Source organism: Agromyces seonyuensis (assembly GCF_009789225.1).
In the GTDB taxonomy this organism is placed as follows: domain Bacteria; phylum Actinomycetota; class Actinomycetes; order Actinomycetales; family Microbacteriaceae; genus Agromyces; species Agromyces seonyuensis.
In genome coordinates, this window is sequence record NZ_WSTA01000003.1 from 66,212 (window position 1) to 90,201 (window position 23,990).

The following is a 23,990-nucleotide window of genomic DNA, read 5'->3' on the forward strand; positions in this document are numbered from 1 at the left end:
CTGGATTCGGCTCCTCCTCCGATCCTCGCACCGGGCCGGATGACCCGGCCTCCGCGATCAGAAGTCGTCGAAGTCGGGCGGCGCGATCGGGTCGACGATCTGCTCGATGCCGGGCGTCGCGGGATCGGCCATAGGGGCTTCCGCCCCGCCGCTCGCGACCGTCGCCGCGAGCGCGATGCCCGCGACGACGAGCGTCGCCACCCCCAGCGCCGCGCCGACCCGCAGCACGACGCGCAGTTCGTCGGCCCACCCGGCGATGCCGGCGGCGGCTCGGGCGGACGGGGCCGTGCGCCTCGACTCCGGTGCCGGCTCCGTCGCCGCTGTCGCTCCCTCCCCGCGCGCCGACGACGGCTCCGACCCGTCCGCCGCGTCACCCTCCAGGGCCGCGACGAGCACGTCGAACTGGCCCGGCGTCAGCCGGTCGAACTCGTCGGCGAGCCGCGCGTCGAGGCCCTCGCTGTCGCGCGAGGCGACGAGGAAGCGTGCGACCGCCTCGCGATCCGCCCGGCCGACGCCCTCGCCGCTCATCGCTCGACCTGCACGATGCGGTAGCCGGCGGCGCTCACGGCGTCGGCGAGGAACTCGGCGTACCAGTGCGGCCATTCCTCGTCGTAGACGCCGCCGAGCTCTTCGGCCTCGTGCACGCCGTGCGCGGCCGCCGTGGCGACGAGCAGCCGTTCGAGCAGCTCGGCGCGTGCGGTCCGATCCAGTGCTGCCGGCTCCGCCGGCGTCGATGCGGTCATCCGCCCGTCCCCTGTTCTCGGCTCGGCTCAGCGCCCGGGCAGGCGGTCGACGATCTGCTGGATGACCCACGTGTTGCCGTCCGGGTCCGCGAAGGAGGCGAACGACGCGTAACTGTCGTGGTCGGGGTTCGGGCCGGCGACCCGGTTGGCATCGCCCGCCCAATGGAAGACGCCGTCGGCGTCGTGCCACGGCCCGCTGACGTCGGCGCCGCGTTCGCGCAGTTCGGCGACCGTGCCGGCGAGGTCGCCCGTCACGAGCATCAGCTCGCGCACCGATCCCGGCGCGGCGTGCGTCAACTGCTCGCCGAAGATCACCGAGGCCGACGACCCGGGCGGGGTGACCTGCACGACACGGAGTCCGCGAGGCGTCGAGAAGTCGGCGTCGAGGCGGAATCCGAGCCCCTCGTAGAAGGTCTTCGCGCGGTCGACGTCGCCGACGGGGAGGACGACGACTTCGAGCTTGAGTTCCATGATCTGCTCCATTCGATCAAGCGTTACCGGTCGGAACAGTGACGATTGTTCCCGCCGTGTCGTCACCTGTCAAGATGGTGACGAATGGCTCGTCCGAGTTGCGCCTTCGCCAGGTCACCACTCAGCATGGTGACGTGATGCACGCCTTCCCCTGCGGGACCCTCCCCCTCGACTTCGTCGGCACCCTGCGTGCGCGCAGCACGGACGCTCCGACCGAACTGCTCCCCTCACCCGACGCCCTCGACGCCTGGTTCGTCGAGTCCGGACTCCTGGCCCACGCGCCGGGAGCGGACGCGGCGGACCTCGCCCACGCGATCGAGCTCCGCGAGACGATCGCCGCACTCGTCTACGCCCGTGCCGCGGCCGCCCCACTCCCCCGCGACGCCGTCGACGCGCTCAATGCCGCCGCGATCGAGGCGCCGCTCGTGCCGAGACTCACCCCGGACGGCTGGCGGCGGCAGGGCACGCCGGCGCAGGCCCTGGCCGACCTCGCCCGCGGGGCCGTCGAGATCATCGGGGGCGAGGATGCCGCGCTCCTGCGCGAATGCGGCCGTCCCGGGTGCACCCAGATCTACCTCGACCGCTCCCGCGGGCACCGCCGCGAGTGGTGCTCCATGCAGACGTGCGGCGCCCGCGTGAAGGCGGCCGCGTACCGGGCGCGCAAGCGCGACGGCGTCCCGGTCTGATCGGAGGGGCGCCGCCGTCCCCGGCGGGGTTCCCTTCGTCCGAGCCTGCGCCTAGCGTCGGAGTGCCACTCGGAGAGGAGCCCGCACATGACCGACTTCATCGACCCGCTCGAGGAACCGTTCGACCTCGACCGCCTGCCGACCCCGACCTACGAGGAGGACACGGCGCTGCCGGACGAGTTCCGCGACGCGGAGCTGCGCGAGGAGGAGGACGAGGGCTGACCGGCCCGGATCAGCTCAGCGTCCGCGGGCCCCGATCTTCGCCGCGAGGCCCGCGGGCGCGAACTTCGTGAGGCCCACGAGGGTCTTGTAGCGCTTCGACGGGATCGAGACGGCGGTGCCGCGTGCCGCATCCCGCAGTCCTTCGCGCACGACGCGAGGCGCGTCGAGCCACATCCAGCCGGGCACGCCCTCCTGCCCGGGCGGGAGCCCGAGCCGCTCGTGGAAGTTCGTGTGCGTGTAGCCGGGGCAGACCGCCGTCACGGTGACGCCCCGCGGACCGTAGTACCCGTTCGCCCACCGGCTGAAGTTCACGACCCACGACTTGACCGCGCCGTACGTCGAGCGCGGGATGAACGCCGCAACGCTGGCCACGTTGATGATGCGGCCGCTGCCGCGCTCGAGCATCCCGGGCAGTGCGGCGTGCATGAGCCGCAGCGGCACCTCGTTGTGGAGTCGGCCGTGGCGCACCTCGGCATCGACGTCATTCGCCTCGAAGGCGAGCGGCAGGCCGATGCCCGCGTTGTTGACGAGCAGTTCGATCGGATGCTCCGCGTCCGCGATGCGGGCGACGACGGCGTCCAGTTCGGACGGCTCGAGGAGGTCGGCCACGAGCACTTCGACTTCTCGGCCGTGGGCCCGACGCAGTTCGGCGGCGAGCGCGGCGAGCGCCTCTCGGTCGCGGGCGACGAGCACGAGGTCGGAGCAGCGGGCGGCCAGTTGGCGGGCGAACTCGGCGCCGAGGCCGGAACTCGCGCCGGTGATGAGGGACGTCGTCGTCATGCGGGGCATCCTATGTCCCCGGAATCACGGACCTGTCATCCACCCCTCAAGAGGGTTACGCTGCGGGAATGACGGCCGAACGGGCATCCGAGCCACTCATGACGCACCGCCAGATCATGCTGGTGATCATCGGCCTGATGGCGGGCATGTTCCTCTCCGCGCTCGACCAGACCGTCGTCGGCACCTCGATCCGCACGATCGGCGACGATCTCGGTGGACTCAGCCAGCAGGCGTGGGTGACGACGGCGTACCTCATCACGTCGACCATCGCGACGCCGCTCTACGGCAAGCTCTCGGACATCTTCGGCCGACGGCCGCTCTTCATCATCGCGATCGTCATCTTCATCGTCGGGTCGCTGCTGTCCTCGTTCTCGCAGAGCATGGGGCAGCTCGCCGCGTTCCGCGCGATCCAGGGCCTCGGCGCGGGCGGCCTCATGTCGATGCCGCTCGCGATCATGGGCGACATCCTCGCGCCCCGGGAGCGCGCGAAGTACCAGGGCTACTTCCTCGCCGTCTTCGGCGTCTCGAGCGTCATCGGCCCGCTCATCGGCGGCCTCTTCGCCGGCGCGGACGAGATCCTCTGGATCACCGGCTGGCGCTGGGTCTTCCTCATCAACGTGCCGATCGGGATCGTCGCGTTCGCGATCGTGCTGCGCTTCCTGCACCTGCCGAAGCACGCCTCGGCACGGGTCCGCATCGACTGGTGGGGCGCCTCGCTCGTCATCGTCGCCCTCGTGCCGCTGCTGCTCGTGGCCGAGGAGGGGCGCGACTGGGGCTGGGGCAGCCCGATCGCGATCGCCTGTTACGTCGTCGGCGTGCTCGGCATCGCGGCCTTCGTGATCGTCGAGCGGGCGATGGGCGACGATGCGATCATCCCGCTCAAGCTGTTCCGCTCCCCCACGTTCTCGATGGCGACCGTCATCGGCGTCTTCGTCGGCTTCGCGATGTTCGGCGCGATGCTGACGCTCCCGCTCTACCTCCAGCTCGTGTTCGGCTCGACGCCCGCCGAGAGCGGCATCCAGACGCTGCCGATGATCCTCGGACTCATGACCGCCTCGATCGTGAGCGGGCAGTTCATCTCCCGCACCGGGCACTACCGGATCTTCCCGATCCTCGGCACCCTCCTGCTCACGCTCGGCTTCCTCGAGCTGACCTTCCTCCAGTACGACTCGTCGTACTGGTATCTCGCCGGCGGCATGCTGCTCATCGGCCTCGGCCTCGGCCAGCTCATGCAGACCCTGACGATCGCGAGCCAGAACTCGGTCGGCCTCCGCGACATGGGCGTCGCGACGAGCGCGTCGACATTCTTCCGCCAGATCGGCGGCACCGCCGGCACCGCGGTGCTGCTCTCGCTGCTGTTCACGCTCGTGCCGCAGAACGTGTCGACGGCGCTCTCCGACGAGGACACGCTGACGTCCGCGCTCGACGCCGCACTCGACCCGTCGGTCGCCGGTGCGCCGGAGAACGCGAAGATCATGGCGACGATCTACGAGCCCATCGTCACACCCATCACCGCCGCGCTGCCGCCGGGCACCGACCTCTCCGACGACGCGGTGCGCGCGCAGGTCGTCGACCAGGTCGCGCCCGAGCTCCTCTCGGCGTTCTCGGATGCCTCCTCCGGCGCCTCGAGCGAGGAGGACGGGGCGTCGAGCTCGGCGCTCGACGACAGCTCGTTCCTCGTCGGCGCCGACGAGCGACTGGCCAAGCCGTTCCTCGTGGGGTTCAACGCCTCGACGATCCGGGTCTATTGGATCGCGATGATCGTCGCCGCGATGGCCTTCGTGCTCGCGCTGTTCTTCCGCACTCCGCCGCTGCGGGCGAAGTCGGCGATGCAGGAGGCGGCCGACGAGCGGGCGAGCGCGGCCGGTGCCGGCGCGGGTGCCGGGGCAGGTGCCGCCGGCGACGACGACGACTACCCCGACACGGGCTCGATCGCGGCGATCGCGGCGGCCGAAGCCGGGGCGATGATCGAGCCGGGCGGCGACGACCGGCGACGCTACTAGGTCGCGGCCGCCGTCGCCCGGCTCGGATCAGTTGAGTTCGGCCTCCGCCCGCTCCTCGGCGGCTTCGAGCAGCCGCGCGGTCGGGTCGGCGCTCTCGGGCGCCGGCGTGATGATCGGCGAACCCTCCGCATCGAGGTCGGCCGCGGCCTGCTCGAACTGCGAGTTGTACAGGCGCCGGTAGGCGCCGTTCGCGGCGATGAGCTCGTCGTGGGTGCCCTGCTCGACGATGTCGCCGTGCTCCATCACGAGGATGAGGTCGGCGTCGCGGATCGTCGAGAGCCGGTGCGCGATCACGAACGAGGTGCGCCCCTCGCGGAGTGCCGCCATCGCGTGCTGGAGCAGCAGCTCAGTGCGGGTGTCGACCGAGCTCGTCGCCTCGTCGAGGATGAGCACGCTCGGGTCGGCCACGAACGCGCGGGCGATCGTGATGAGCTGCTTCTCGCCCGCCGACACGTTCGACGCGTCCTCGTCGAGCACGGTGTCGTACCCGTCGGGCAGCGAGTGCACGAACCGGTCGACGTAGGTCGCCTTCGCGGCGTCGAGCAGTTCCTCGTCGGTGGCATCCGCCCGCCCGTACCGGATGTTCTCGCGGATCGTGCCGGCGAAGAGCCACGGGTCCTGCAGCACCATGCCGGTGCGCGCGCGGACGTCGTGCCGGGTGAGCGCGGCGATGTCCTGCCCGTCGACGCGGATCGCGCCGCCGTCGAGCTCGTAGAACCGCATGAGCAGATTGACCAGCGTCGTCTTGCCCGCGCCCGTCGGCCCCACGATCGCGACCGTCTGGCCAGGCTCGACGCGGAACGAGAGGTCGGTGATGAGCGGGTGGTCGGGGTGGTAGGCGAACGCGACCCGGTCGAACTCGATCGTGCCGGAGCCGTCGACGGGCTTCGGCGCATCGACCGCGTCGGCCTCCTGCTCGTCCTGGTCGAGGAGCTGGAACACGCGCTCGGCCGACGCCGTGCCGGACTGCACGACCGCGACCATGCCGCCGAGCTCCGAGAGCGGCTGGGTGAACTGCTGCGAGTACTGGATGAACGCCTGCACGTCGCCGAGCCGCAGCTGGCCGGTGGCGACCATGAGCCCGCCGAGCACGGCGATGCCGACGTACATGAGGTTGCCGATGAACATCATCGCGGGCATCATCACGTTGCCGAGGAACTGCGCCTTGAACGACGCCTCGTACAGTTCGTGGTTCTCGGCCTTGAACGCCTCGCGGCTGGAGGCCTCGCGGCCGTAGACCTTGACGAGCGCGTGGCCCGAGAACGACTCCTCGACACGGGCGTTGAGGCGGCCGACCTTCTTCCACTGCACGCCGAAGGCGGCCTGCGACTTCGGGCCGATGACGCCGAAGACGACCGCCATGAGCGGCAGTGAGACGAGGGCGACGAGCGAGAGCTGCCACGAGATCGAGAACATCATGACGAGCACGCCGACGACGGTGAGCACCGCGGTGAGCGCGCCCGAGAGCGACTGCTGCATCGTCTGGGTGATGTTGTCGATGTCGTTCGTGACCCGCGAGATCACCTCGCCGCGCTGCACCTTGTCGAAGTAGCTGAGCGGCAGGCGGTTGATCTTCGCCTCGACCGACTCGCGGAGCCGGTACATGGTGCGCACCATGATGACGTTGATCACGTAGCCCTGCAGCCACGTCAGGATCGAGGCGACCGTGTAGAGCGCGAGCACCGTCAGCAGCACCTGGGCGAGCCGCTGGAAGTCGATGCCGGCGCCGGGCACCAGGTCGTCCATGGCCCGCACCATGTTGGCGAGGTCGTTCTGGCCGGATGCCTCGAGTCCGGCGACGACCTGGTCCTTCGTCGCACCCTCGGGCAGCTGGGACGAGACGACGCCCTCGAAGATGAGGTTCGTGCCCTCGCCGAGCACCTTCGGGGCGAGCACCGTCAGCACGACGCCCAGGGCGCCGAGCAGCGACACGAACCCGAACGCGAGCGCGTGCGGCTTGAGCAGCCCGATCAGCCGCCGGAAGCTCTTGCCGAAGTCCTCGGCCTTGCCGGGTGCGACGGCGCCGCTCCAGTCGTCGGCGGAGATGCGCGCCTGCTCGGCGAGCTCGAGTTCGAGCTTCTCCTCCTCGGACGGCTCCACCGGTGTCGTGGCACCGCGGCGGCCCGGCTTCTCGGCGCTCATCGTGCCGCCTCCACACCGAGCTGGGATTCGACGATCTCCCGGTAGGTCTGATTCGACTCGACCAGTTCGTCGTGGGTGCCGATGCCGACCATTCGGCCATCGTCGAGCACGACGATGCGGTCGGCGTCGGTGATCGTGGACACGCGCTGGGCGACGACGATCTTCGTCACGTCGGGCAGTTCCTTCCAGAGCGCCTGGCGGAGCCGGGCATCCGTCGTGAGGTCGAGGGCGGAGAACGAGTCGTCGAAGACGAGGATGTCGGGGCGGTGCACGATCGCGCGCGCGATCGCGAGCCGCTGCCGCTGGCCGCCGGAGACGTTCGTGCCGCCCTGGGCGATGCGGGCGTCGAGCCCGCCCTCCATCTCGGCGACGAAGTCGCGGCCCTGCGCGATCTCGAGCGCGTGCCACAGCTCCTCGTCGGTCGCCTCCTCGCGTCCGAACCGCAGGTTCGAGGCGACGGTGCCGCTGAAGAGGAACGGCCGCTGCGGCACGAGGCCGATGGTGTGCCAGAGCGCGTCGAGGTCGGCGCGGCGCACGTCGACGCCGTTCACGAGCACGTCGCCGCCGGTGACGTCGAAGAGCCGCGGGATGAGCGAGATCAGCGTCGTCTTGCCGGCGCCCGTCGAACCGACGACCGCGACGGTCTCGCCGCGACGCGCCTCGAACGTGATGCCCGCGAGCACGGGGTGCTCGGCGCCGGGGTAGGTGAACTCCACGTCGCGGAATCCGACGGTGCCCGGCTCGGGGAAATCGACGACCCCGTCGACCGGGCGCTCGAGGCTCGTCTCGGCGTCGAGCACCTCGCCGATGCGGCCCGCGCTCACCGCGGCTCGCGGGATCATGATCGTCATGAAGCTGGCCATGAGCACGCCGCTCAGGATGGTCATGACGTACTGCATGAAGGCGAAGAGCGTGCCGACCTGCACGCCGCCGGCCTCGACCTCGATCGCGCCGAACCAGATGACGCCGACGACCGTGACGTTGAGCACGAGCATGACGAGCGGGAACAGCAGCACGAACAGCGAGCCGACCTTGCGGCCGACGATCATGATGTCGGCGTTCGCGTCGGCGAAGCGGGCCTCCTCGATCGGCTCGCGGACGAAGGCGCGGATGACCCGGATGCCCGTGAGCTGCTCGCGCATGACGCGGTTCACGTTGTCGAGCCGGTGCTGGTAGCTGCGGAAGAGCGGCACCATGCGGCTGATGATGAGGCCGGCGAGCACGAGCAGCGTCGGCACCGACACGGCGATGAGCCAGCTCAGCCCGACGTCCTGCTGCAGGGCCATGATGACGCCGCCGATGGCGAGCAGCGGAGCGGTGACGAGGAACGTCGCCGCCATCATCGCGAGCATCTGCACCTGCTGCACGTCGTTGGTGTTGCGGGTGATGAGGGAGCCCGGCCCGAACTTGGAGACCTCGCGCTCGGAGAACGTCGAGACGCGCTCGAAGACGTCGTCGCGGATGTCGCGACCGGCGGCCATCGCGGCCTTCGCCGCGAACCAGGTGGCGATGATCGCGGCCGTGATCTGGCCGAAGGAGATGAGGAGCATGAGCCCGCCGCGCGACCAGATGTAGTCGGTGTCTCCGGTGGAAACGCCCTGGTCGATGATGTCGGCGTTGATGCTGGGCAGGTACAGGCTCGCGAGCGCGGACAGGAACTGGAAGACCAGCACGCCGAGCAGCAGCCACTTGGACGGTTTCAGGTATCTGATCAGGAGTCGAGTGAGCATGGGAGGCTCACGGTACCCGCGACCCCGGACATCCGCAGGGTCATCCCGGACGAGGTATCCCTCCGCTGCGCGCAACGACGCGGCCCCGTCGGTAGGGTGGCCCCGACGCGCCTCGGGCGAGGCGCTCGGTTCCGCGGACTGGGGGGTCTGATGACGGGTGCGGCGAGGCCGGCCGTGCGGCTCGGCGGCGGCGAGGCATGGCTGATCTGGGTGCTCGCGACGAGCTTCGTGGTCTGGTTGTTCGCGATCCAGACCGGGTACGCGGTCGTCTCGCCGGAGATCCAGGACACTGCGGGGCTCTCGATCGCCCAGGTCGGGCTGGCGGCATCGATCTACACGTGGGTCTTCGCACTCTGCCAGTTCTTCTCGGGCTCGCTGCTCGATCGGTTCGGCACCCGCCCGCTGCTCGCGATCGCCGTCGCGCTCGTCGCGGTCGGCGCATTCCTCTACGCCGGCACGACCGACTTCACGACCCTCGCGATCGCGCAGGCGGTGCTGGCGCTCGGCGCCTCGTTCGGGTTCGTCGGCGCTGGCTACGTCGGCGGCAAGTGGTTCGAAGCGGCGAAGTACGGCCTCATGTTCGGACTCGTGCAGGCCTTCGCGAGTCTCGGCTCGGCCGTCGGCCAGCCGGTCATCCTCGCCCTGCTGCAGGCGATGACCTGGCAGCAGCTGCTCGTGGCATTCGGGGTCTTCGGGATCGTCCTGACGATCCTGTTCCTCGCGATCGTGCGCGATCCGGCACCGGTCGTCCCTCTCATGGATGCCGCGGGTCGCCGCTCGAACGTCCTCGGCGACATCCTGCGCGACCTCGGCCGGTGCTTCGCGAACCGCGACGTCGTGCTCGCCGCCCTCATCGGCGGCGCGTCGTTCGGCACCATGCTCGCGGTGGGCACGCTGTGGGGCCCGCGGATCATGGAAGCGCGCGGCGCCTCGACGGAGTTCGCGACGGTGCTGACGGCGATCGCCTGGCTCGGCCTCGCCGCCGGCGCGCCGCTCATCAACATCGTGTCCGACCGTTGGAAGAGCCGCCGCGCACCGGCGATCTGGTGGCTGCTCCTGCAGGCGGTCTCGATCGCCCTGGTGATCTACCTGCCGCGCGAGGGCAATGGGGCCGCGATCGGGCTCATGTTCGCGGTCGGCCTCTTCTCGGGCGTGCAGATGCTCGGCTTCACGATCGCCGGGGAGGCGGTCGACGGCTCGCTCATCGGCAGTGCGTCGGCGATCGTCAACGGCGTGTGCTTCCTCGTCGGCGGGCTCTTGACGTCGGTCCCGTCGGTGTTCCTGCCGACGGAGCCGGCGCTCGACGACTACCAGGCCGCGCTGTGGCTCATGCCCGCCGTGCTGCTCGGCGGCGCCGGAGCAGCGGCGCTCTTGAGGAAACCTTCCGTTTCGGCTGCACGGTGATCTAGTGTCGGGTGCGAGGGGTCTGGGGGGATCCCGTGAGGGGGCGTCATGCCGTACCACCTTCCGACCGGGTCGGGATCGCATGCGATCCGCGGGCACATCGTCACGCTGACGGGAGATCCGTTCTTCGATTCCGACGCGCTCGTCGAACACACCGACGGCGTCGTGATCGTGGCGGACGGCATCATCACCGCCGTCGGCCCGTGGAGCGAGCTCGGGAGCTCGGTGCCCGAGGGCGTGCCGGTCGACCGCTATCCCGACGGCCTCATCACGGCGGGGTTCATCGACACGCACGTCCACTACGTGCAGACGGGCATCATCGCCGCGTTCGGCGCCCAGCTCATCGACTGGCTGAACACCTACACGTTCGTCGCCGAGCAGAAGTTCGTCGATCCGGCCTACGCGTCCGCCGTGGCATCCGTGTTCTTCGACCAGCTCCTGGCGAACGGCACGACGACGGCCCTGACGTTCGCCGCCGTCTACCCGCAGTCGGTCGACGCCTTCTTCGAGGAGGCGACGAAGCGCAACATGCGCATGGTCGGCGGCAAGGTCATGATGGACCGCAACGCGCCGGAGCACTTGCTCGACACCGCCCAGTCGGGCTACGACGAGTCGAAGGCGCTCATCGAGCGGTGGCACGAGCAGGGCCGCAACCACTACGCGGTCACCCCGCGCTTCGCGCCGACGTCGACACCCGACCAGCTCGCCGCGGCGGCGACGTTGCTGCGCGAGCATCCGACGACCCTCATGCACACGCACGTGAGCGAGAACCTCGGCGAGATCGCCTGGGTGCGCTCGCTGTTCCCGGAGTCGAAAGGCTACCTCGACGTCTACGACCGGGCCGGCCTGCTGCGACCCGGCTCGGTGCTCGCGCACGGCGTGCACCTCACTCCGCAGGAGCGGATCCGCGTGCACGAGACCGGCGCCGCGATCTCCCACTGCCCGACGTCGAACCTCTTCCTCGGCAGCGGGCTCTTCCACGTGCATCAGGCCAAGAACCACACCCACCCGATGAAGGTCGGACTCGGCACCGACATCGGCGCCGGCACGAGCTTCTCGCTGCTGTCCACGATGAACGAGGCGTACAAGGTGGCCCAGCTCGTGCAGTACCCGCTCGATGCGGTGAAGATGCTCTACCTCGCCACCCTGGGCGGCGCCGAGGCGCTCGGGCTCGACGACCGGATCGGCTCCGTCGAGGTGGGCAAGGAGGCCGACCTCGTCGTGCTCGACAAGCAGGCCACGCCGCTGCTCGAGTTCCGCAGCGAGCAGGTGGCCTCGCTCGACGAGCAGCTCTTCGTGCTCGCCGTGATGGGCGACGACCGGGCCGTCCAGACCACCTACATCGCCGGCGAGGTCGCGTACTCGCGCGACGGCCACCAGCACTGACCGACCGAGACGAAGCGGAGCACCCATGTCGACCGAAGCGCCCACGTCCCAGCCCGCACCCGCACCGGTCCCGCAATCGGCGGGTTCCTCGACCGGCCACGCCGCGTACTTCCACGGCGCCCACAACTGGTTCGAGGGCGGCCACCGCCGCATCGGAGGACCCGAGGCCTGGCTCATCTGGGTGCTCGCCACGACGTTCGTCGTCTGGCTCTTCGCGATCCAGACCGGGTACGCGGTGGTCTCGCCCGACATCCAGCAGGACGCCGGGCTCACCATCGGACAGATCGGCCTCGCGGCCTCGATCTACACGTGGGTCTTCGCCCTCGTCCAGTTCTTCTCCGGGGCGCTGCTCGACCGGTTCGGCTCGCGGCCGCTCATGGCGATCGCGGTCGCGCTCGTCGCGATCGGCGCCTTCCTCTATGCGGGCACCACGAACTTCGGCACCCTCGCGGCGGCGCAGGCGGTGCTGGCGATCGGCTCGTCGTTCGGCTTCGTCGGTGCCGGGTACCTCGGCGGCAAGTGGTTCGACGCGGCCAAGTACGGCCTCATGTTCGGGCTCGTGCAGACGTTCGCGAGCCTCGGCTCGGCGATCGGGCAGCCGCTCATCCTCGCGACCCTCGACAACCTGTCGTGGCAGCAGCTGCTCGTCGCGTTCGGCTCGTTCGGCGTCATCCTCGTCGTGCTCTTCATCGCCTTCGTGCGCAACCCCGCCCCCGAGCAAGGCGCCCCCGCCGCGAAGCATGAAGGCAACGTCCTCGTCAACATCCTCCGCGACCTCGGCAAGGGCTTCTCGAACGTGCGGGTCGTGCTCTCGTCGATCCTCGCCGGCGCTTCGTTCGGCGCGATGCTGGCGGTCGGCACCCTGTGGGGCCCGCGGGTCATGGAAGCCCGCGGCGCCGAGACCGACTTCGCGACCGTCCTGACGGCGCTCGCCTGGCTCGGCCTCGCGGTGGGCGCCCCGCTCGTCAACGTCGTCTCGGACCGCTGGGGCAGCCGGAAGTGGCCCGCGTTCTACGCGCTCGTGCTGCAGGCGCTCGCGATCGCGCTCGTGATCTACCTGCCGAAAGAGGGGCAGGGCGCCGCGCTCGTGCTGATGTTCGCGATCGGCTTCTTCGCGGGCGGCCACATGCTCGGCTTCACGATCGCGGGCGAGGCCGTGCCGGGGCGGCTCATCGGCAGCGCATCGGCGATCGTCAACGGCGTCTGCTTCATCATCGGCGGCCTGCTCCAGTCGATCCCCGGTCAACTCCTGCCGGACGACGCGGACCTCGCGGACTTCCAGGCCGCACTCTGGCTCATCCCGGCGGTCGTCGCGGTCGGGGCGATCGCCGCGCTGCTCATCTCCGAGAAGAAGCCGGTGCCGGCGGCGTGATCGTGTGCGAGATCGAGGCCGTCGCCTGCGCGACCTCGAGTTCGCCGGTCCGGCCCTTGCCCGAGTTCCGGCCGACGAGCACGACGAGCGCGACGCCGAGCGCGCACCAGATCGCCATCGAGATCGACGACCAGGAGAAGCCCGCGGCGAGCGCGGCCGAGTCGGAGAGCCCGGCATCCTCGCGGCGCGCGGTCACGCCGGCGTAGACCGAGGCGACGATCGCCGTCATCACCGCGGATCCGACGTAGCGCGCCATATTCGAGAGGCCGGAGGCCGCGCCGACCTCGCGGGGCTCGACCGAGGAGGTCGAGAGCGAGGAACAGGGCCCGTTCTGCAATCCCATCCCCGCGGCGAGCGCGACGAGCGGGAGCACGAACATCCCGTACGACCACTGCTCGGTGACGAACGCGAGCACGACGAGCGAGACCGTCATGGCGAGGAAGCCGACGGTGATCGTGGTGCGCGCCCCGATGCGCCCGACGATCGGCGTGATGAGGGGGGCGATCACCACGGCGGCGGCGGCGACGGGGAGCGTCGCGAGGCCGGCTTGGAAGGAGTCCATGCCGAGCGCCGACGGGTCCTGGAAGTAGAGGCTGACGACGTACATGATCGCGTTGATCGTGCCGGCGCCGAGCAGGATCGAGAGCGTCGCGCCGACGAGCACCTTGTTCGTCAGCAGCCGCAGGTCGAGCATCGGGGCCGCGATGCGCCGTTCGACGACGACGAAGCCGATCGTCGCGGCGATCGTGATCGCGAAGCACAGGATCGTGCGCCACGACAGCCAACCCCAGGCGCTGCCCTCGGTGAGGGCGAAGATGAGCGGCGCGAGGATGAGGGCGATGAGCACGGTGCCCGCGAAGTCGATGGACTTCGGTCGCGTCGGGTCGTTCGACTCGGCGACCGCGGCGAGGGTGACGGGGATGCACGCGGCGGCGATCGCCGCGTCGATCCAGAACAGCCCCTGCCAGCCGAGCGTCGATGCGAGCAGTCCGCCGACGAGCGGGCCCGCGGCGGCGCCGACGGCCGACGCGGCGCCCCACAGCGTGACGGCCCGCAACTGCGCCTTGCCCGTGTTGGACGCCGAGATGAGGCTCATGCCGCACGCGAGGATCGTCGCGCCCGCGGCGCCCTGGATGCACCGGCCGAGGATGACGCCGAGGCCCTCCTGCGAGAGCGCGATGAGCGCGCACGACGCGATGAACAGCAGGATGCCCCAAAGGAAGATCTTGCGGCGCCCGAAGACGTCGCCGAGGGAGCCGGAGGTGACGATGACCGCGGCGCCCACGAGCGAGTAGCCCGTGACGGCCCACTGCAGGGTCGAGGTCGGCGTGCCGGTGTCGGCCGAGATGGCGGGGATGAGGATCGAGACCGCCGAGGTGTTCGCGTTCACCACGAGCGCGGTCACGCACGTCGCGATGAGCGCCCCCATCGCGTTGCGCCTCGCGGTCGCCGTCGTCGCCGTGTCGCTCATGCCGTCCCCCCAGACCCATGGATGCTCCGCTCGGACGGTATCCCCCGCGGACGGCGCCGGTCAATGGCTCGGCAGGCCGACCGCACCGCGGTGCGGTCGGCTCGCGACCGTTGCGGCGACGCCGTGCGAGCGTCAGCATCGTGCTGACGGGCGTTGGGGGGCGATCGTGACGAAGGAGCAGGCGCCTGGACGCGCCGGGCGCGACGTCCGGCGACCGACGCGGCTGGTCGAGCGCTGGACGAGCATCGACGGCGGTCGCGTGTTCTACCGGGAGTCCGTCAGCCCGCCGGACGCCCCGGCGATGCTGCACGTGCACGGCTTCGGCCTCTCGGGGCGCTACCTGCTGCCGACCGCCGAGCGCCTCGCCGACGAGTTCCACACGCTCGTGCCCGACCTGCCCGGCTTCGGCCGCAGCGCGAAGGCGGCCGACGCCCTCGACGTCCCGGACCTCGCCGACGCGGCCGCGCGATTCCTCGACGACCGGGGCGTGGAGCGCGCGACGCTCATCGGCAACTCCATGGGCTGCCCCGTCATCTGCGAGTTCGCCTATCGGCATCCGGATCGGATCGACCGCGCCGTGCTCGTCTCCCCGGCCGGCGGCATCCACAACCAGCCGTTCCGCCGGGCCGCGGGCCAGCTCGCTCGCGACGGCGTCCGGGAGCCGACACGGCTCGTCGGCGTGGTCACGCCCGACTACCTGCGCTTCGGCGTCCCGAGCACGGCGAAGATGTTCCGCTCGCTGACGAAGTACCCCTCGCTCGAGCGCCTGCTCGAACTGGAGGTGCCGACGCTCGTCGTGCTCGGCTCGCGCGATCCGCTCATGCCGGGCCCGGCCCGCGTGCAGGAGGTCGCGTCGCAGACGGAGAACCACGTGCTCGTCGTGCGCATCGAGGGGGCCGCCCACGCGATCAACTTCAGCCATCCCGGCGAGCTGGCGCATCTCGTCCGGCTGTTCATGGCCGACCGGCCCATCGTGGACGACCCCGACTCGCCGGGCCTCGCGAGCGTCGTCGAGATCTACCGCGGCGTGCACCACCCGCCCGAGCGCACGGACTGAATCCAGGCCGCTCCGGGCCGCTCCGGGCCGCTCCGGGTCGCCGCCGGCCCGATCCGGCCCCGGTCGAGTCGGATGCCGCGTCGCGACGACCCCGGATACTGGAGACGATGACTTCCACCACCGTGCCCGGCCGCGCCGAGCGTCGCGCCCGCGTCGCCGTGTCGGCGCTCTTCTTCACCAACGGGGCGATCTACGCGAACGTCATCCCCCGCTTCCCCGAGATCAAGGCCGCGCTCGGGATGAGCGACGTCTTCTACGGGGTCTCGGTCGCGGCGGTGCCGCTCGGCGCACTGCTCTCCGGGCTCGCCGCGGCGACGCTCATCCGCCGGTTCGGCTCGGCCCGCCTCGCGGCGGTCGGGTCGGTGCTGCTCGCGTTCGCGATGCTCGCGGTCGGCCTCTCGCCGGCGCCGTGGGCGTTCCTCGCCGCCCTCTTCGTCGTCGGCCTGCTCGACTCGGTGACCGACGTCGCGCAGAACGCGCACGGCCTGCGGGTGCAGCGCCGATACGGGCGCTCCATCCTCAATTCCTTCCATGCGATCTGGTCGCTCGGGGCCGTCGCGGGCGGGCTCATGGCGACCGCGGCGATCGCGCTGGCGCTGCCGCTCGGCATCCATCTCGCGATCACGGCGGTGCTCTTCTCGACGACCGCGCTGGTCGCGCTGCGCTTCTGCCTGCCGGGACCGGACGAGACGGGCGCCGAGGAGGTCCAGGAAGCAGGCTCCGCCGTCGCCGACGCCGCCGAGACCGCGAAGGCCGGGATCCCCCCGCGGCTCGTCGCCGTCATGCTCGGTCTCGCCCTCATCGCGATCGCGGGCACGATCGTCGAGGACGTCGGCAACTCGTGGGCGACCCTCTACCTCGGCGATTCGCTCGGCGCCCCGGCGGCGCTCGCCGCCACGGGCTACCTCTCGCTCATCGGCTTCCAGTTCCTCGGCCGCATCGTCGGCGACCGCATGGTCGACCGGTTCGGGCAGCGCGCGGTCGCGCGCGCCGGCGGCGTCCTCGTCGCGCTCGGCATGGGACTCGCGCTCGCGTTCCCCTCGATCCCGTCGACGCTCGTCGGCTTCGCCGCCGCCGGCTTCGGCGTCGCGACGCTCGTGCCCGCGACGATGGCCGCCGCGGACCGCCTGCCGGGCCTCCGACCCGGCACGGGCCTCACCGTCGTGACGTGGCTCATGCGGCTGGGCTTCCTCGTCTCGCCGATCGTCATCGGCGCGGTCTCCGAGGCGACGGAGCTCCGGGGGAGCCTCCTGATCGTGCCCCTCGCCGGCATCCTCGTGATCGCGCTGTCGGGCTTCCTGCCGAAGCGACGCTGAGGCCGGCCCGCGCCCCGAGTACCGTTGAGGGGTGACGAAGAACCAAGCGACGGATGCCTCGCTCCCCCACGTCGTGATCATCGGCGGCGGGTTCGCCGGCATCAACGCCGCCAAGGCGCTGAAGCATGCGCCCGTGCGGGTGACCCTCGTCGACCGACGCGTGTACAACACCTTCCAGCCGCTGCTGTACCAGGTGGCCACGGGCGGCCTGAACCCGGGCGACGTCACGCACTTCCTGCGGAGCCTGCGCATGGACCAGCCGAACCTCGACGTCCTGCACGAGCACCTCATGGAGATCGACACCGACGAGCGGTGGGTGCGCATGCTCGACGGCCAGCGCCTCGACTACGACTACCTCGTGCTCGCGAACGGCGTCACGACGACCTTCTTCGGCACGCCCGGCGCGAAGGAGCACGCCTTCTCGGTGTACTCGCGCTCCCAGGCGATCACGATCCGCGACGAGCTCTTCACGCGTCTCGAGCGCGCCACGCAGCAGCCCGGCCGCACCCGCGGCCTCAAGGTCGTGGTCGTCGGCGGCGGCCCCACGGGCGTCGAGATGGCGGGCTCGCTCGCCGAGCTGCGCGACCAGGGCCTGAAGCCCGCGTACCCGGAGCTCGAAGGCGACGCGTTCACGATCACGATCGTGCAGCGCGGCACCGAACTGCTGAAGCCGTTCCAGCCGAGCCTGCGCCGCTACGCCGCGCTGCAGCTCCAGCGCCGCGACGTCGAGCTGTGCCTCGGCACGGGCGTCGCCGAAGTGTGCTCCGACTCCGTGAAGCTCACCGACGGCCGGGTCATCGAGTCGGATCTCACGATCTGGGCGACCGGCGTCGCCCCGCACGACGAGGTCACGTACTGGTGCCTGCCGCTCGACGAGCACCACCGCATCAAGGTCGGCGCCGACCTCCAGGTCGAGGGCCTGCCGGGCGTGTTCGCGGCGGGCGACGTCGCGATCGCACCGCAGGACCTGCCGCAGCTCGCGCAGCCGGCGATCCAGGGCGGCGCCCACGTCGGCCGCCAGATCGCCCGCATCATCGCCGGCCAGTCCACCGAACCGTTCGAGTACTACGACAAGGGGCAGCTCGCGATCATCGGCCGCCGCTCCGCCGTCGGCGAAGTGCCGGGCATCGCGAACCTCCCGGTGCTGCACTCGCTGCGCTTCCTCCGCAAGATCCCGCTGCTGCGCAAGACCATCGGCCTGCGCTCGCTCGCGGCCTGGTGGGCGTGGCTGTTCATCCACATCGCGAGCCTCCTCGGCCCTCGAAACCGCCTCGCGGTCATGTTCGGCCTCATCGCCCGCTACGGGTACCACGTGTACCGCAAGCCGGTGCCGATCGTCGGCGACGTCCCCGCGATCCGCCCCTCGAAGGCCCAGCGCCTGCGACTCACCCCGGCCGAACTCGAGGCCGAGGCCGTGGCCGAGGAGGCCGAGGCCGAGGCGTAGTCCGCGGGGGCGCGCGACGCCCGCGCTATGCGAAGCGCATCGGCGCGTCGTCCTTGGACGCCTGGTAGGTGTCGGACAGCTCGGCGTAGATCCCCTCGAGCCGGCTCACGCGCTCCAGCAGTTCGGGCGAGCCGGATGCCTCGATCGACGCCTGCAGATCGTGGCTCGCGAAGAACGCGTTCGTGCGGTTGTAGAGGTCGCGGCCGGCCGCGGGCTCGTCGCGGTCGGGGTCGGGCACCGCGTAGACGGCCTGCAGGATCTGGATGTCGAACGGGATCGCGAAGCGGTCGGCCGAGTCGCGGTGGCTGAAGAGGTAGGCGAACTCGTCGAAGCCGCCCCACACGATGCCACTGAGGCAGAGCGAGCAGGGCTCGTGCGTGGCGAGCAGCAGGCAGTCGGCGGTCGCGGGCCGTTCGGCCGCCGGGAGCTCGAAGAAGCGCTTGATGGCGTGGATCTCCCCGTGCCAGAGCGGGTTGTCGAGCTCGGCGTTCGTCGCGGCGACGACGACCGAGAGGTCCGACTTGCGCAGGATCGCCCCGCCGAAGAGTTTGTTGCCGGCCTCGACGCCCTCGCGGGTGAGCGGCACGATGTCGTGCTCGATCACGTCGAGCAGTCGGGCGATGGCGGCGGGATCGGCGAGCGACGGGGCATCCATCGGTCGATGATCGCCGATCGCGGCCGCGCGCGCGAATCGGCGCGCTCGCGCCGTCAGTCGACCCGCTGAGCCGCCCGCTCCTCGAGCCAGACCGCGACGCCGTCGTCGTGCCCGCGCGCGGTGACCTCCGTGGCGGCGGCGAGCACGGCATCCTTCGCATTGCCGACGGCGACGGCCGTGCCGACGACCTCGAACGCCGGGAGGTCGTTGAAGTTGTCGCCGAAGAAGACGACGTCGGCGAGCCGGATGCCGAGCGACTCGGCGACCGCGCGGATGCCCGTCGCCTTGGAGACCGCCGTATTCGCCATCTCGAGGTACGTGGGCTTCGGCCGGTAGGCGACGACGCCCGGCATCGGCGCGACGAGCGCCTCGAGCCCGTCGATGAGCTCGGGCTCCCCCATCGCCATGATCTTGTGCGGCGGCTGCGCGTCGACGCGGCCGTTCGCCGCGTACGCGCGGGCATCCATCGCGTCGGGGTGCACGCCCGTGTTGGCGATCTCGCGATCGGTCCAGCGGTCGGCGCCCCAGGCGTGCCAGCGCTCCCCGGCGAAGCAGCTCGCGTGCAGGTCGACCGCCTCGCAGTGCTCGACGACCGCCCGGGCGTCCGCCGCGGCGATCGGCACGTCGACGACGATCGCGCCGGAGCGATCGATCACGAGCCCCCCGTTGTACGCGATGAGCGACTCCCCCGCCCCGCCGTACTCGGCCTCGAGCAGCCGCAACGAGGCGGGCGGGCGCGACGAGCACAGCACGAACGGATGCCCCTCCGCGCGGGTCGCAGTGATCGCGGCGACCGTGCGCGCCGACAGTCTCCGCCCGGAATCGAGGAGGGTGCCGTCGACGTCGGAGCAGAACAGGATCACCGGGGCAGGCTACCCGTTCGGGCTCGGGGGTGCCGGGAGTCGGCGGTCGGGGGTAGCTTCGGCCGGGACCTCGGGAGGAGGCAGCCATGCGCGTCGAACTGCGCCGGTGGGACGCGGGCGATCTGCCCGTGCTCGAACGCGCCAACACCCCGGAGATGACCCGGCACCTCGGCGGTCCGGAGACGGCCGAGCAGGTGCTCGACCGGCACGAGCGGTACCTCCGGTACTGGCAGACCGGCGAGGCGCAGATGTACCGCATCGACGTCGACGGCGCCCCGGCGGGCGGCATCGGCTTCTGGCAGGTCGAGCACGACGGCGAGCCCGCGTACGAGACCGGGTGGGAGGTCGAGCCGGCGTTCCACGGGCGCGGCGTCGCGCGCGAGGCGCTGCGGCAGGTGACCCGGCTCGTCGCCGAGGTCGGCGATCGCCGCCTGCTCGTCGCCTACCCCGGCGTCGACAACCCGGGCTCGAACGCCCTCTGCGCTGGCGCCGGCTTCGAACGCACCCGCACGGGCACGATGCCGTGGCGCGGCGGCGAGCTGACGTGCAACGTGTGGGAGCTCGACGTCTCGCCGCTGAACCTCGCCGGTCGGGAGACCCTCGTCGACGAGCGGTTCGCCCGCGAGCTCGACCGCTCGCGCTGGCTGCCGTTCTACAACCCGCACTGGGCCTCGCGGGCGAGCACCGCAGCGCGCTGGTCGACCGACGGTCCGGGGCTCGAGCTCCGCATCGACGCCGACACCGCGCCCTGGTCGCCGGAATGGGACGGCGACAACCGGGTGTCGCACCTCCAGACCGGCCAGCACTCGGGGCCGATCGGCAGCGGCGTCGGGCAGCACCGCTTCCGCGACGGGCTCGTCGTACGCGAGGAGCAGCCCGACTTCCGCGGCCTGCTCGTGCACCACGGCGTCATCGAGGTGCGGCTCGCAGCGATCCGGCACCCGCAGGCGATGGTCGCGTGCTGGCCCATCGGGTTCGAGGAGCGTCCCGACGACTGCGGCGAGATCTGCCTCGCCGAGATCTTCGGCAGCGAGCTCGACGAGTCCGGCGGCCTCGTCGGCATGGGCGTGAAGCCGCAGCGCGATCCGCGCCTGCGCGCCGATTTCGCGAAGGTGCGCGTCGAGGGCGATCTGACCGAACCGCACGACTACGCGGTCGACTGGGATGCCCGACGCCTCCGCTTCTTCGTCGACGGCCGCTGGGTGAAGACCGTCGTGCAGACGATCGACTACCCCGTGCAGCTCATGCTCGACGTCTACGAACTGCCCTCGCCGGAGCCGCGCGACACCTCGCGGCATCCGCTGCGGATGCCCGTCGAGCGGGTGCGGGTCTTCGCACCGGGCTGACCCGGCGACGCCCCTGCGCCGCCGGGTCACCGGGTCGGATCGGCCGCGCGCTATCGCCCGACGAGCCCGAGGTGCTGCTCGTTGTAGCGGGCGCCCTGCACGCCGATGCGGTCGGCGAGCGCGTTCAGGTCGGCGAGGTCGTCGGCCGAGAGCGGGATGCCCGTCGCGGCGGCGTTCTCGCGGATGCGCTCGGTGCGGCGCGTGCCCGGAATGGGCACGATCCACGGCTGCTGCGCCAGCAGCCACGCGAGCGCGATCTGCCCGGGCGACGCCTCGTGCGCGGCCGCGAGCACGCGCACGTGGTCGACGAGGGCTTCGTTCGCGTCGCGGTTCTCGGCCGCGAAGCGCGGGATCGTCGCGCGGATGTCGCCCGCCGCGAACTCCGTCGAGAGTGCGACCGTGCCGGTGAGGAACCCCTTGCCGAGCGGGCTGAACGGCACGAAGCCGATGCCGAGCTCCGCGAGCGTCGGCAGCACTTCGGCCTCGGGGTCGCGGGTCCAGAGCGAGTACTCGCTCTGCACGGCCGTTACCGGGTGCACCGCGTGGGCGCGGCGGATCGTGCCGGCCGCTGCCTCCGAGAGCCCGAAGTGCCGCACTTTGCCCGCGGCGACGAGCTCGCCGACGGCGCCCGCGACGTCCTCGATCGGCACGTCGGGGTCGACGCGGTGCTGGTAGAAGAGATCGATCGTGTCGGTGCGCAGCCGTTGCAGCGAGGCATCCGCCACCCGACGGATCTGCTCGGGACGGCTGTCGAGGCCGACGCTCCGGCCGTCCTCGATGCGCCAGCCGAACTTCGTCGCGATGACGACGTCGTCCCGGATCGGCTCGAGCGCCTCGCCGACGAGCTCTTCGTTGACGTACGGACCGTAGACCTCGGCCGTGTCGAAGAACGTGACACCGGCGTCCGGTGCGGAGCGCAGCACCGCGATCATGTCGTCGCGGTCGCCGGGGTTCGGGCCGTAGCTCTGCGACATCCCCATCGCGCCGAGGCCGATCGCCGAGACCGTGAGCCCCTGGCCGAGTTCTCTCGTGTGCATCCGCGTCCTCCTCAGTCGTCCGACGACGCCCCGAAGACGTCCTTGGCCATCGCCATCGCCCCCATCGCCTTCGGCCAGCCCGCGTAGAACGCGAGGTGCGTGATCGTCTCGATGAGCTCGGACTCCGTCACGCCGTTCGCCTTCGCGAAGGCCAGGTGGAAGCGGAGCTGCTCGATGTTGCCGCCCGCGAGCAGCGCGGAGACCGTCGCGAGACTGCGGTCGCGCTTGGTGAGCTCCGGCCGCTCCCACACCTCGTCGAAGAGCACCTGATCGGTGTAGTGCACGAGACCCGGGGCGAAGTCCCCGAATGCGTCCTTCCCGCCGTGCCAGCCGGTTCCGTTCTCAGCCATGTCGACCTCCCCTGTCGTCGTCCGGGATCCAGTCCACACCGACTCCCCCGGAAGTGGGAGGGCCCGGGAGTGCCCCCGTGGGCGACTCGGCTGCTGCATCGCGGCCCGGCGGGCGGCGCGGCGTGCTCAGCCGCCCGCCCGCACCCCGCGTCGGTGGCGTTCGACGGTCTCGCCGACCGCGGTCGCGAGCAGCACGGCGCTGCCGAGCACGCCGGTCGAGACCGGCTCGAGCAGTGGGCTGACCGCCGCCGCGACGACGAGCGCCGCCAGCCCGCACGCCTGTGCGATCACGAGCCGGTGCTCGAGCACCCAGCGGAAGAGCAGGGTGCCGACGAGGAACAGGGCGGGCCCGCCGAGCACGAGGACGACCGCCGGCGGCGACTGCTCGTCCGGATGCCCGAGGACCTCCTTGTCGCCGACGCCGAGCAGCACGATGCCGCCGACGATGGCCAGGTGCACCCAGGTGTAGGCCGTGCGGGCGAGCCGGGCGGGGGCCTCGGCGGCCTCCATCGCCTCGGAGCCGACGCGTTCGCCGTGGTCGAAGTAGATCCACCAGCACGCGGCCGCGGCGACGAATGCGCTGACGAACGACACGATGGTCTCCGGGGTCGTCTCCGCGGCGGCGAGCTCGAATCCGGTCACGAGCAGTCCCTCGCCGAGCGCGATGAGCACGAAGAGGGCCGCCCGCTCCGCGATGTGCGGGCCCGAGGCGTCCCGGCCTGCGAGTTCGATGCGCCCGGCGCCGGGCACCGGGTAGCCGAGGATGCTCCCGAGCAGCTCGATGCCGATGGCGGCGGCCCAGCAGGCGACCTGCGCCGGCAGCGGCAGGAACGCCCCGCCGATCCAGAGCGCCGATCCGACGAGCGTCCACGAGAGCACCTGCCGGAACTCGCGCGACGCCGCCGGCTCGTGGGCGCGGGTCGCGAGCACGAGGAAGACGGCCCGCCCGACCTGCAGTCCCGTGTAGGCGACCGCGAACACCCACGCGCGTTCGCCGAAGGCCTCGGGGATGGCGACGCTCGCCGTGAAGACGACGAACGCGAGCAGGATCACGAACGCCCGCACGGGCACCGCGGTCGGGTCGAGCCAGTTGGTCAGCCAGGTCGTCGAGACCCACGCCCACCACAGGGCGCAGAGCAGGATGACCCCCTCGATGGCCCCGAGGAGCGTCTGCTGCTCGTACAGGACGGCGCCGAGTTGGGTGAGCGCGAAGACGAAGACGAGGTCGAAGAACAGCTCGACGTACGTGACGCGGTCGGCGTCGGGCGTGCCGGTGGGCCGGAGCAGGTTCGCACGGGGTTGCGCGGGCATGCGGTCATCCTGGCGGGCTCGGAGCCCCCGCGCGCCGTCCCGCGCCGGAGCCGTGACGGCGACGGGGCCCGACTCGTACGCGAGTCGGGCCCCGTTGGGGGATGCGGATGCCTCAGGCGGCCCGGGCGGCCGGCGCGGCGAGCTCGCGCCCGGCGATGCGGATGCCTCAGGCGGCCCGGGCGGCCGGCGCGGCGAGCTCGC

The 23,990-nt window shown here is 71.3% G+C and carries 22 protein-coding genes; 10 read left to right on the plus strand and 12 right to left on the minus strand.

What is annotated here, in order from left to right; genetic code table 11:
• Positions 1-57: 57 nt before the first annotated feature.
• From GB864_RS01470 to GB864_RS01480, 3 genes are read right to left on the minus strand one after another with little or no spacing between them, the layout of a single operon-like run.
• Positions 58-528: a hypothetical protein gene (locus tag GB864_RS01470; RefSeq protein ID WP_160422509.1), complete on the minus strand. Its 471-nt coding sequence runs from the start codon at positions 526-528 to the stop codon at positions 58-60.
• The gene (locus GB864_RS01475) at positions 525-743 is read right to left on the minus strand and encodes a hypothetical protein (RefSeq protein WP_160422510.1); all 219 of its coding nucleotides are present in this window, start codon (positions 741-743) and stop codon (positions 525-527) included. Before GB864_RS01475 ends, GB864_RS01470 begins: the two co-directional genes overlap by 4 nt.
• Before the next feature lie 27 nt (positions 744-770).
• Positions 771-1,214: a VOC family protein gene (locus GB864_RS01480; protein WP_160422511.1), complete on the minus strand. Its 444-nt coding sequence runs from the start codon at positions 1,212-1,214 to the stop codon at positions 771-773.
• Between the two features lie 137 nt (positions 1,215-1,351).
• On the opposite strand from GB864_RS01480, the gene GB864_RS01485 reads away from it, so the two are divergent.
• Together GB864_RS01485 and GB864_RS18710 are read left to right on the plus strand one after the other, a co-directional pair.
• Complete coding sequence (locus GB864_RS01485; RefSeq protein ID WP_160422512.1) at positions 1,352-1,900, plus strand: CGNR zinc finger domain-containing protein; 549 nt, start codon at positions 1,352-1,354, stop codon at positions 1,898-1,900.
• 87 nt (positions 1,901-1,987) lie between these two features.
• Positions 1,988-2,122 carry a hypothetical protein gene (locus GB864_RS18710; protein ID WP_272898123.1) on the plus strand — a complete coding sequence of 45 codons (135 nt, stop codon included), beginning with the start codon at positions 1,988-1,990 and terminating at the stop codon, positions 2,120-2,122.
• A 15-nt stretch (positions 2,123-2,137) separates the two neighbouring features.
• Here GB864_RS18710 and GB864_RS01490 read toward each other — a convergent pair whose 3' ends face one another.
• Positions 2,138-2,902, minus strand: a complete 765-nt coding sequence (locus tag GB864_RS01490; protein WP_160422513.1) for an SDR family NAD(P)-dependent oxidoreductase — start codon at positions 2,900-2,902, stop codon at positions 2,138-2,140.
• Between the two features lie 68 nt (positions 2,903-2,970).
• Here GB864_RS01490 and GB864_RS01495 point away from each other — a divergent pair, with 68 nt between their 5' ends.
• Positions 2,971-4,905, plus strand: coding sequence for an MDR family MFS transporter (locus GB864_RS01495; RefSeq protein ID WP_236778804.1), 1,935 nt, complete (start codon positions 2,971-2,973; stop codon positions 4,903-4,905).
• 27 nt (positions 4,906-4,932) lie between these two features.
• Here GB864_RS01495 and GB864_RS01500 read toward each other — a convergent pair whose 3' ends face one another.
• Together GB864_RS01500 and GB864_RS01505 are read right to left on the minus strand one after the other, a co-directional pair.
• Positions 4,933-7,047 (minus strand): ABC transporter ATP-binding protein, encoded by a 2,115-nt coding sequence (locus tag GB864_RS01500; protein WP_160422514.1) that lies wholly within the window; start codon positions 7,045-7,047, stop codon positions 4,933-4,935.
• On the minus strand, positions 7,044-8,777 hold the full coding sequence (locus GB864_RS01505) for an ABC transporter ATP-binding protein (protein ID WP_160422515.1): 1,734 nt from the start codon (positions 8,775-8,777) through the stop codon (positions 7,044-7,046). Before GB864_RS01505 ends, GB864_RS01500 begins: the two co-directional genes overlap by 4 nt.
• 150 nt (positions 8,778-8,927) lie before the next feature.
• On the opposite strand from GB864_RS01505, the gene GB864_RS01510 reads away from it, so the two are divergent.
• Genes GB864_RS01510 through GB864_RS01520 form a run of 3 tightly spaced genes read left to right on the plus strand, consistent with a single transcriptional unit; the run spans position 8,928 to position 12,939 of the window.
• Complete coding sequence (locus GB864_RS01510) at positions 8,928-10,181, plus strand: MFS transporter (protein WP_160422516.1); 1,254 nt, start codon at positions 8,928-8,930, stop codon at positions 10,179-10,181.
• A gap of 48 nt (positions 10,182-10,229) precedes the next feature.
• Positions 10,230-11,567 (plus strand): guanine deaminase, encoded by a 1,338-nt coding sequence (gene guaD, locus GB864_RS01515; RefSeq protein WP_160422517.1) that lies wholly within the window; start codon positions 10,230-10,232, stop codon positions 11,565-11,567.
• A gap of 25 nt (positions 11,568-11,592) precedes the next feature.
• Positions 11,593-12,939, plus strand: a complete 1,347-nt coding sequence (locus tag GB864_RS01520) for an MFS transporter (protein WP_160422518.1) — start codon at positions 11,593-11,595, stop codon at positions 12,937-12,939.
• Here the strand turns inward: GB864_RS01520 and GB864_RS01525 are convergent.
• On the minus strand, positions 12,905-14,410 hold the full coding sequence (locus GB864_RS01525) for an MFS transporter (protein ID WP_202106908.1): 1,506 nt from the start codon (positions 14,408-14,410) through the stop codon (positions 12,905-12,907). The genes GB864_RS01520 and GB864_RS01525 overlap by 35 nt on opposite strands.
• 166 nt (positions 14,411-14,576) lie before the next feature.
• On the opposite strand from GB864_RS01525, the gene GB864_RS01530 reads away from it, so the two are divergent.
• The 3 genes from GB864_RS01530 to GB864_RS01540 all read left to right on the plus strand — a co-directional run bounded on the left by GB864_RS01530 (position 14,577) and on the right by GB864_RS01540 (position 18,227).
• Positions 14,577-15,467 (plus strand): alpha/beta fold hydrolase, encoded by an 891-nt coding sequence (locus GB864_RS01530; protein ID WP_336603833.1) that lies wholly within the window; start codon positions 14,577-14,579, stop codon positions 15,465-15,467.
• A gap of 107 nt (positions 15,468-15,574) precedes the next feature.
• Positions 15,575-16,783: an MFS transporter gene (locus tag GB864_RS01535; RefSeq protein ID WP_160422519.1), complete on the plus strand. Its 1,209-nt coding sequence runs from the start codon at positions 15,575-15,577 to the stop codon at positions 16,781-16,783.
• 31 nt (positions 16,784-16,814) lie between these two features.
• A complete protein-coding gene (locus tag GB864_RS01540; protein ID WP_160422520.1) occupies positions 16,815-18,227 on the plus strand; it encodes an FAD-dependent oxidoreductase in 1,413 nt (470 codons plus the stop codon).
• Between the two features lie 25 nt (positions 18,228-18,252).
• Here the strand turns inward: GB864_RS01540 and GB864_RS01545 are convergent, their stop codons facing one another.
• Both GB864_RS01545 and GB864_RS01550 read right to left on the minus strand, forming a co-directional pair.
• Positions 18,253-18,882 carry a nucleoside deaminase gene (locus GB864_RS01545; protein ID WP_160422522.1) on the minus strand — a complete coding sequence of 210 codons (630 nt, stop codon included), beginning with the start codon at positions 18,880-18,882 and terminating at the stop codon, positions 18,253-18,255.
• Positions 18,883-18,935: 53 nt separating this feature from the next.
• Positions 18,936-19,745 carry a Cof-type HAD-IIB family hydrolase gene (locus GB864_RS01550; protein ID WP_160422524.1) on the minus strand — a complete coding sequence of 270 codons (810 nt, stop codon included), beginning with the start codon at positions 19,743-19,745 and terminating at the stop codon, positions 18,936-18,938.
• Positions 19,746-19,831: 86 nt separating this feature from the next.
• Here GB864_RS01550 and GB864_RS01555 point away from each other — a divergent pair, with 86 nt between their 5' ends.
• Positions 19,832-21,091, plus strand: a complete 1,260-nt coding sequence (locus GB864_RS01555; protein WP_160422525.1) for a GNAT family N-acetyltransferase — start codon at positions 19,832-19,834, stop codon at positions 21,089-21,091.
• A 50-nt stretch (positions 21,092-21,141) separates the two neighbouring features.
• Here GB864_RS01555 and GB864_RS01560 read toward each other — a convergent pair whose 3' ends face one another.
• From GB864_RS01560 to GB864_RS01570, 3 genes are all read right to left on the minus strand, one after another.
• Entirely contained in the window at positions 21,142-22,128 is a 987-nt protein-coding gene (locus GB864_RS01560; RefSeq protein WP_160422527.1) for an aldo/keto reductase, read from the minus strand.
• Between the two features lie 11 nt (positions 22,129-22,139).
• Positions 22,140-22,478: a carboxymuconolactone decarboxylase family protein gene (locus tag GB864_RS01565; RefSeq protein ID WP_160422530.1), complete on the minus strand. Its 339-nt coding sequence runs from the start codon at positions 22,476-22,478 to the stop codon at positions 22,140-22,142.
• Positions 22,479-22,604: 126 nt separating this feature from the next.
• On the minus strand, positions 22,605-23,789 hold the full coding sequence (locus tag GB864_RS01570; protein WP_160422532.1) for a low temperature requirement protein A: 1,185 nt from the start codon (positions 23,787-23,789) through the stop codon (positions 22,605-22,607).
• Positions 23,790-23,990 lie beyond the last annotated feature (201 nt).

What these genes read in the sequence shown, in the direction of transcription:
- GB864_RS01470 (WP_160422509.1), bottom strand. Translation starts at nt 528, where the DNA reads ATGAGCGGCGAGGGCGTCGGCCGGGCGGATCGCGAGGCGGTCGCACGC.
- GB864_RS01475 (WP_160422510.1), bottom strand. Translation starts at nt 743, where the DNA reads ATGACCGCATCGACGCCGGCGGAGCCGGCAGCACTGGATCGGACCGCA.
- GB864_RS01480 (WP_160422511.1), bottom strand. Translation starts at nt 1,214, where the DNA reads ATGGAACTCAAGCTCGAAGTCGTCGTCCTCCCCGTCGGCGACGTCGAC.
- GB864_RS01485 (WP_160422512.1), top strand. Translation starts at nt 1,352, where the DNA reads ATGCACGCCTTCCCCTGCGGGACCCTCCCCCTCGACTTCGTCGGCACC.
- GB864_RS18710 (WP_272898123.1), top strand. Translation starts at nt 1,988, where the DNA reads ATGACCGACTTCATCGACCCGCTCGAGGAACCGTTCGACCTCGACCGC.
- GB864_RS01490 (WP_160422513.1), bottom strand. Translation starts at nt 2,902, where the DNA reads ATGACGACGACGTCCCTCATCACCGGCGCGAGTTCCGGCCTCGGCGCC.
- GB864_RS01495 (WP_236778804.1), top strand. Translation starts at nt 2,971, where the DNA reads ATGACGGCCGAACGGGCATCCGAGCCACTCATGACGCACCGCCAGATC.
- GB864_RS01500 (WP_160422514.1), bottom strand. Translation starts at nt 7,047, where the DNA reads ATGAGCGCCGAGAAGCCGGGCCGCCGCGGTGCCACGACACCGGTGGAG.
- GB864_RS01505 (WP_160422515.1), bottom strand. Translation starts at nt 8,777, where the DNA reads ATGCTCACTCGACTCCTGATCAGATACCTGAAACCGTCCAAGTGGCTG.
- GB864_RS01510 (WP_160422516.1), top strand. Translation starts at nt 8,928, where the DNA reads ATGACGGGTGCGGCGAGGCCGGCCGTGCGGCTCGGCGGCGGCGAGGCA.
- guaD (WP_160422517.1), top strand. Translation starts at nt 10,230, where the DNA reads ATGCCGTACCACCTTCCGACCGGGTCGGGATCGCATGCGATCCGCGGG.
- GB864_RS01520 (WP_160422518.1), top strand. Translation starts at nt 11,593, where the DNA reads ATGTCGACCGAAGCGCCCACGTCCCAGCCCGCACCCGCACCGGTCCCG.
- GB864_RS01525 (WP_202106908.1), bottom strand. Translation starts at nt 14,410, where the DNA reads ATGAGCGACACGGCGACGACGGCGACCGCGAGGCGCAACGCGATGGGG.
- GB864_RS01535 (WP_160422519.1), top strand. Translation starts at nt 15,575, where the DNA reads ATGACTTCCACCACCGTGCCCGGCCGCGCCGAGCGTCGCGCCCGCGTC.
- GB864_RS01545 (WP_160422522.1), bottom strand. Translation starts at nt 18,882, where the DNA reads ATGGATGCCCCGTCGCTCGCCGATCCCGCCGCCATCGCCCGACTGCTC.
- GB864_RS01555 (WP_160422525.1), top strand. Translation starts at nt 19,832, where the DNA reads ATGCGCGTCGAACTGCGCCGGTGGGACGCGGGCGATCTGCCCGTGCTC.
- GB864_RS01560 (WP_160422527.1), bottom strand. Translation starts at nt 22,128, where the DNA reads ATGCACACGAGAGAACTCGGCCAGGGGCTCACGGTCTCGGCGATCGGC.
- GB864_RS01565 (WP_160422530.1), bottom strand. Translation starts at nt 22,478, where the DNA reads ATGGCTGAGAACGGAACCGGCTGGCACGGCGGGAAGGACGCATTCGGG.
- GB864_RS01570 (WP_160422532.1), bottom strand. Translation starts at nt 23,789, where the DNA reads ATGCCCGCGCAACCCCGTGCGAACCTGCTCCGGCCCACCGGCACGCCC.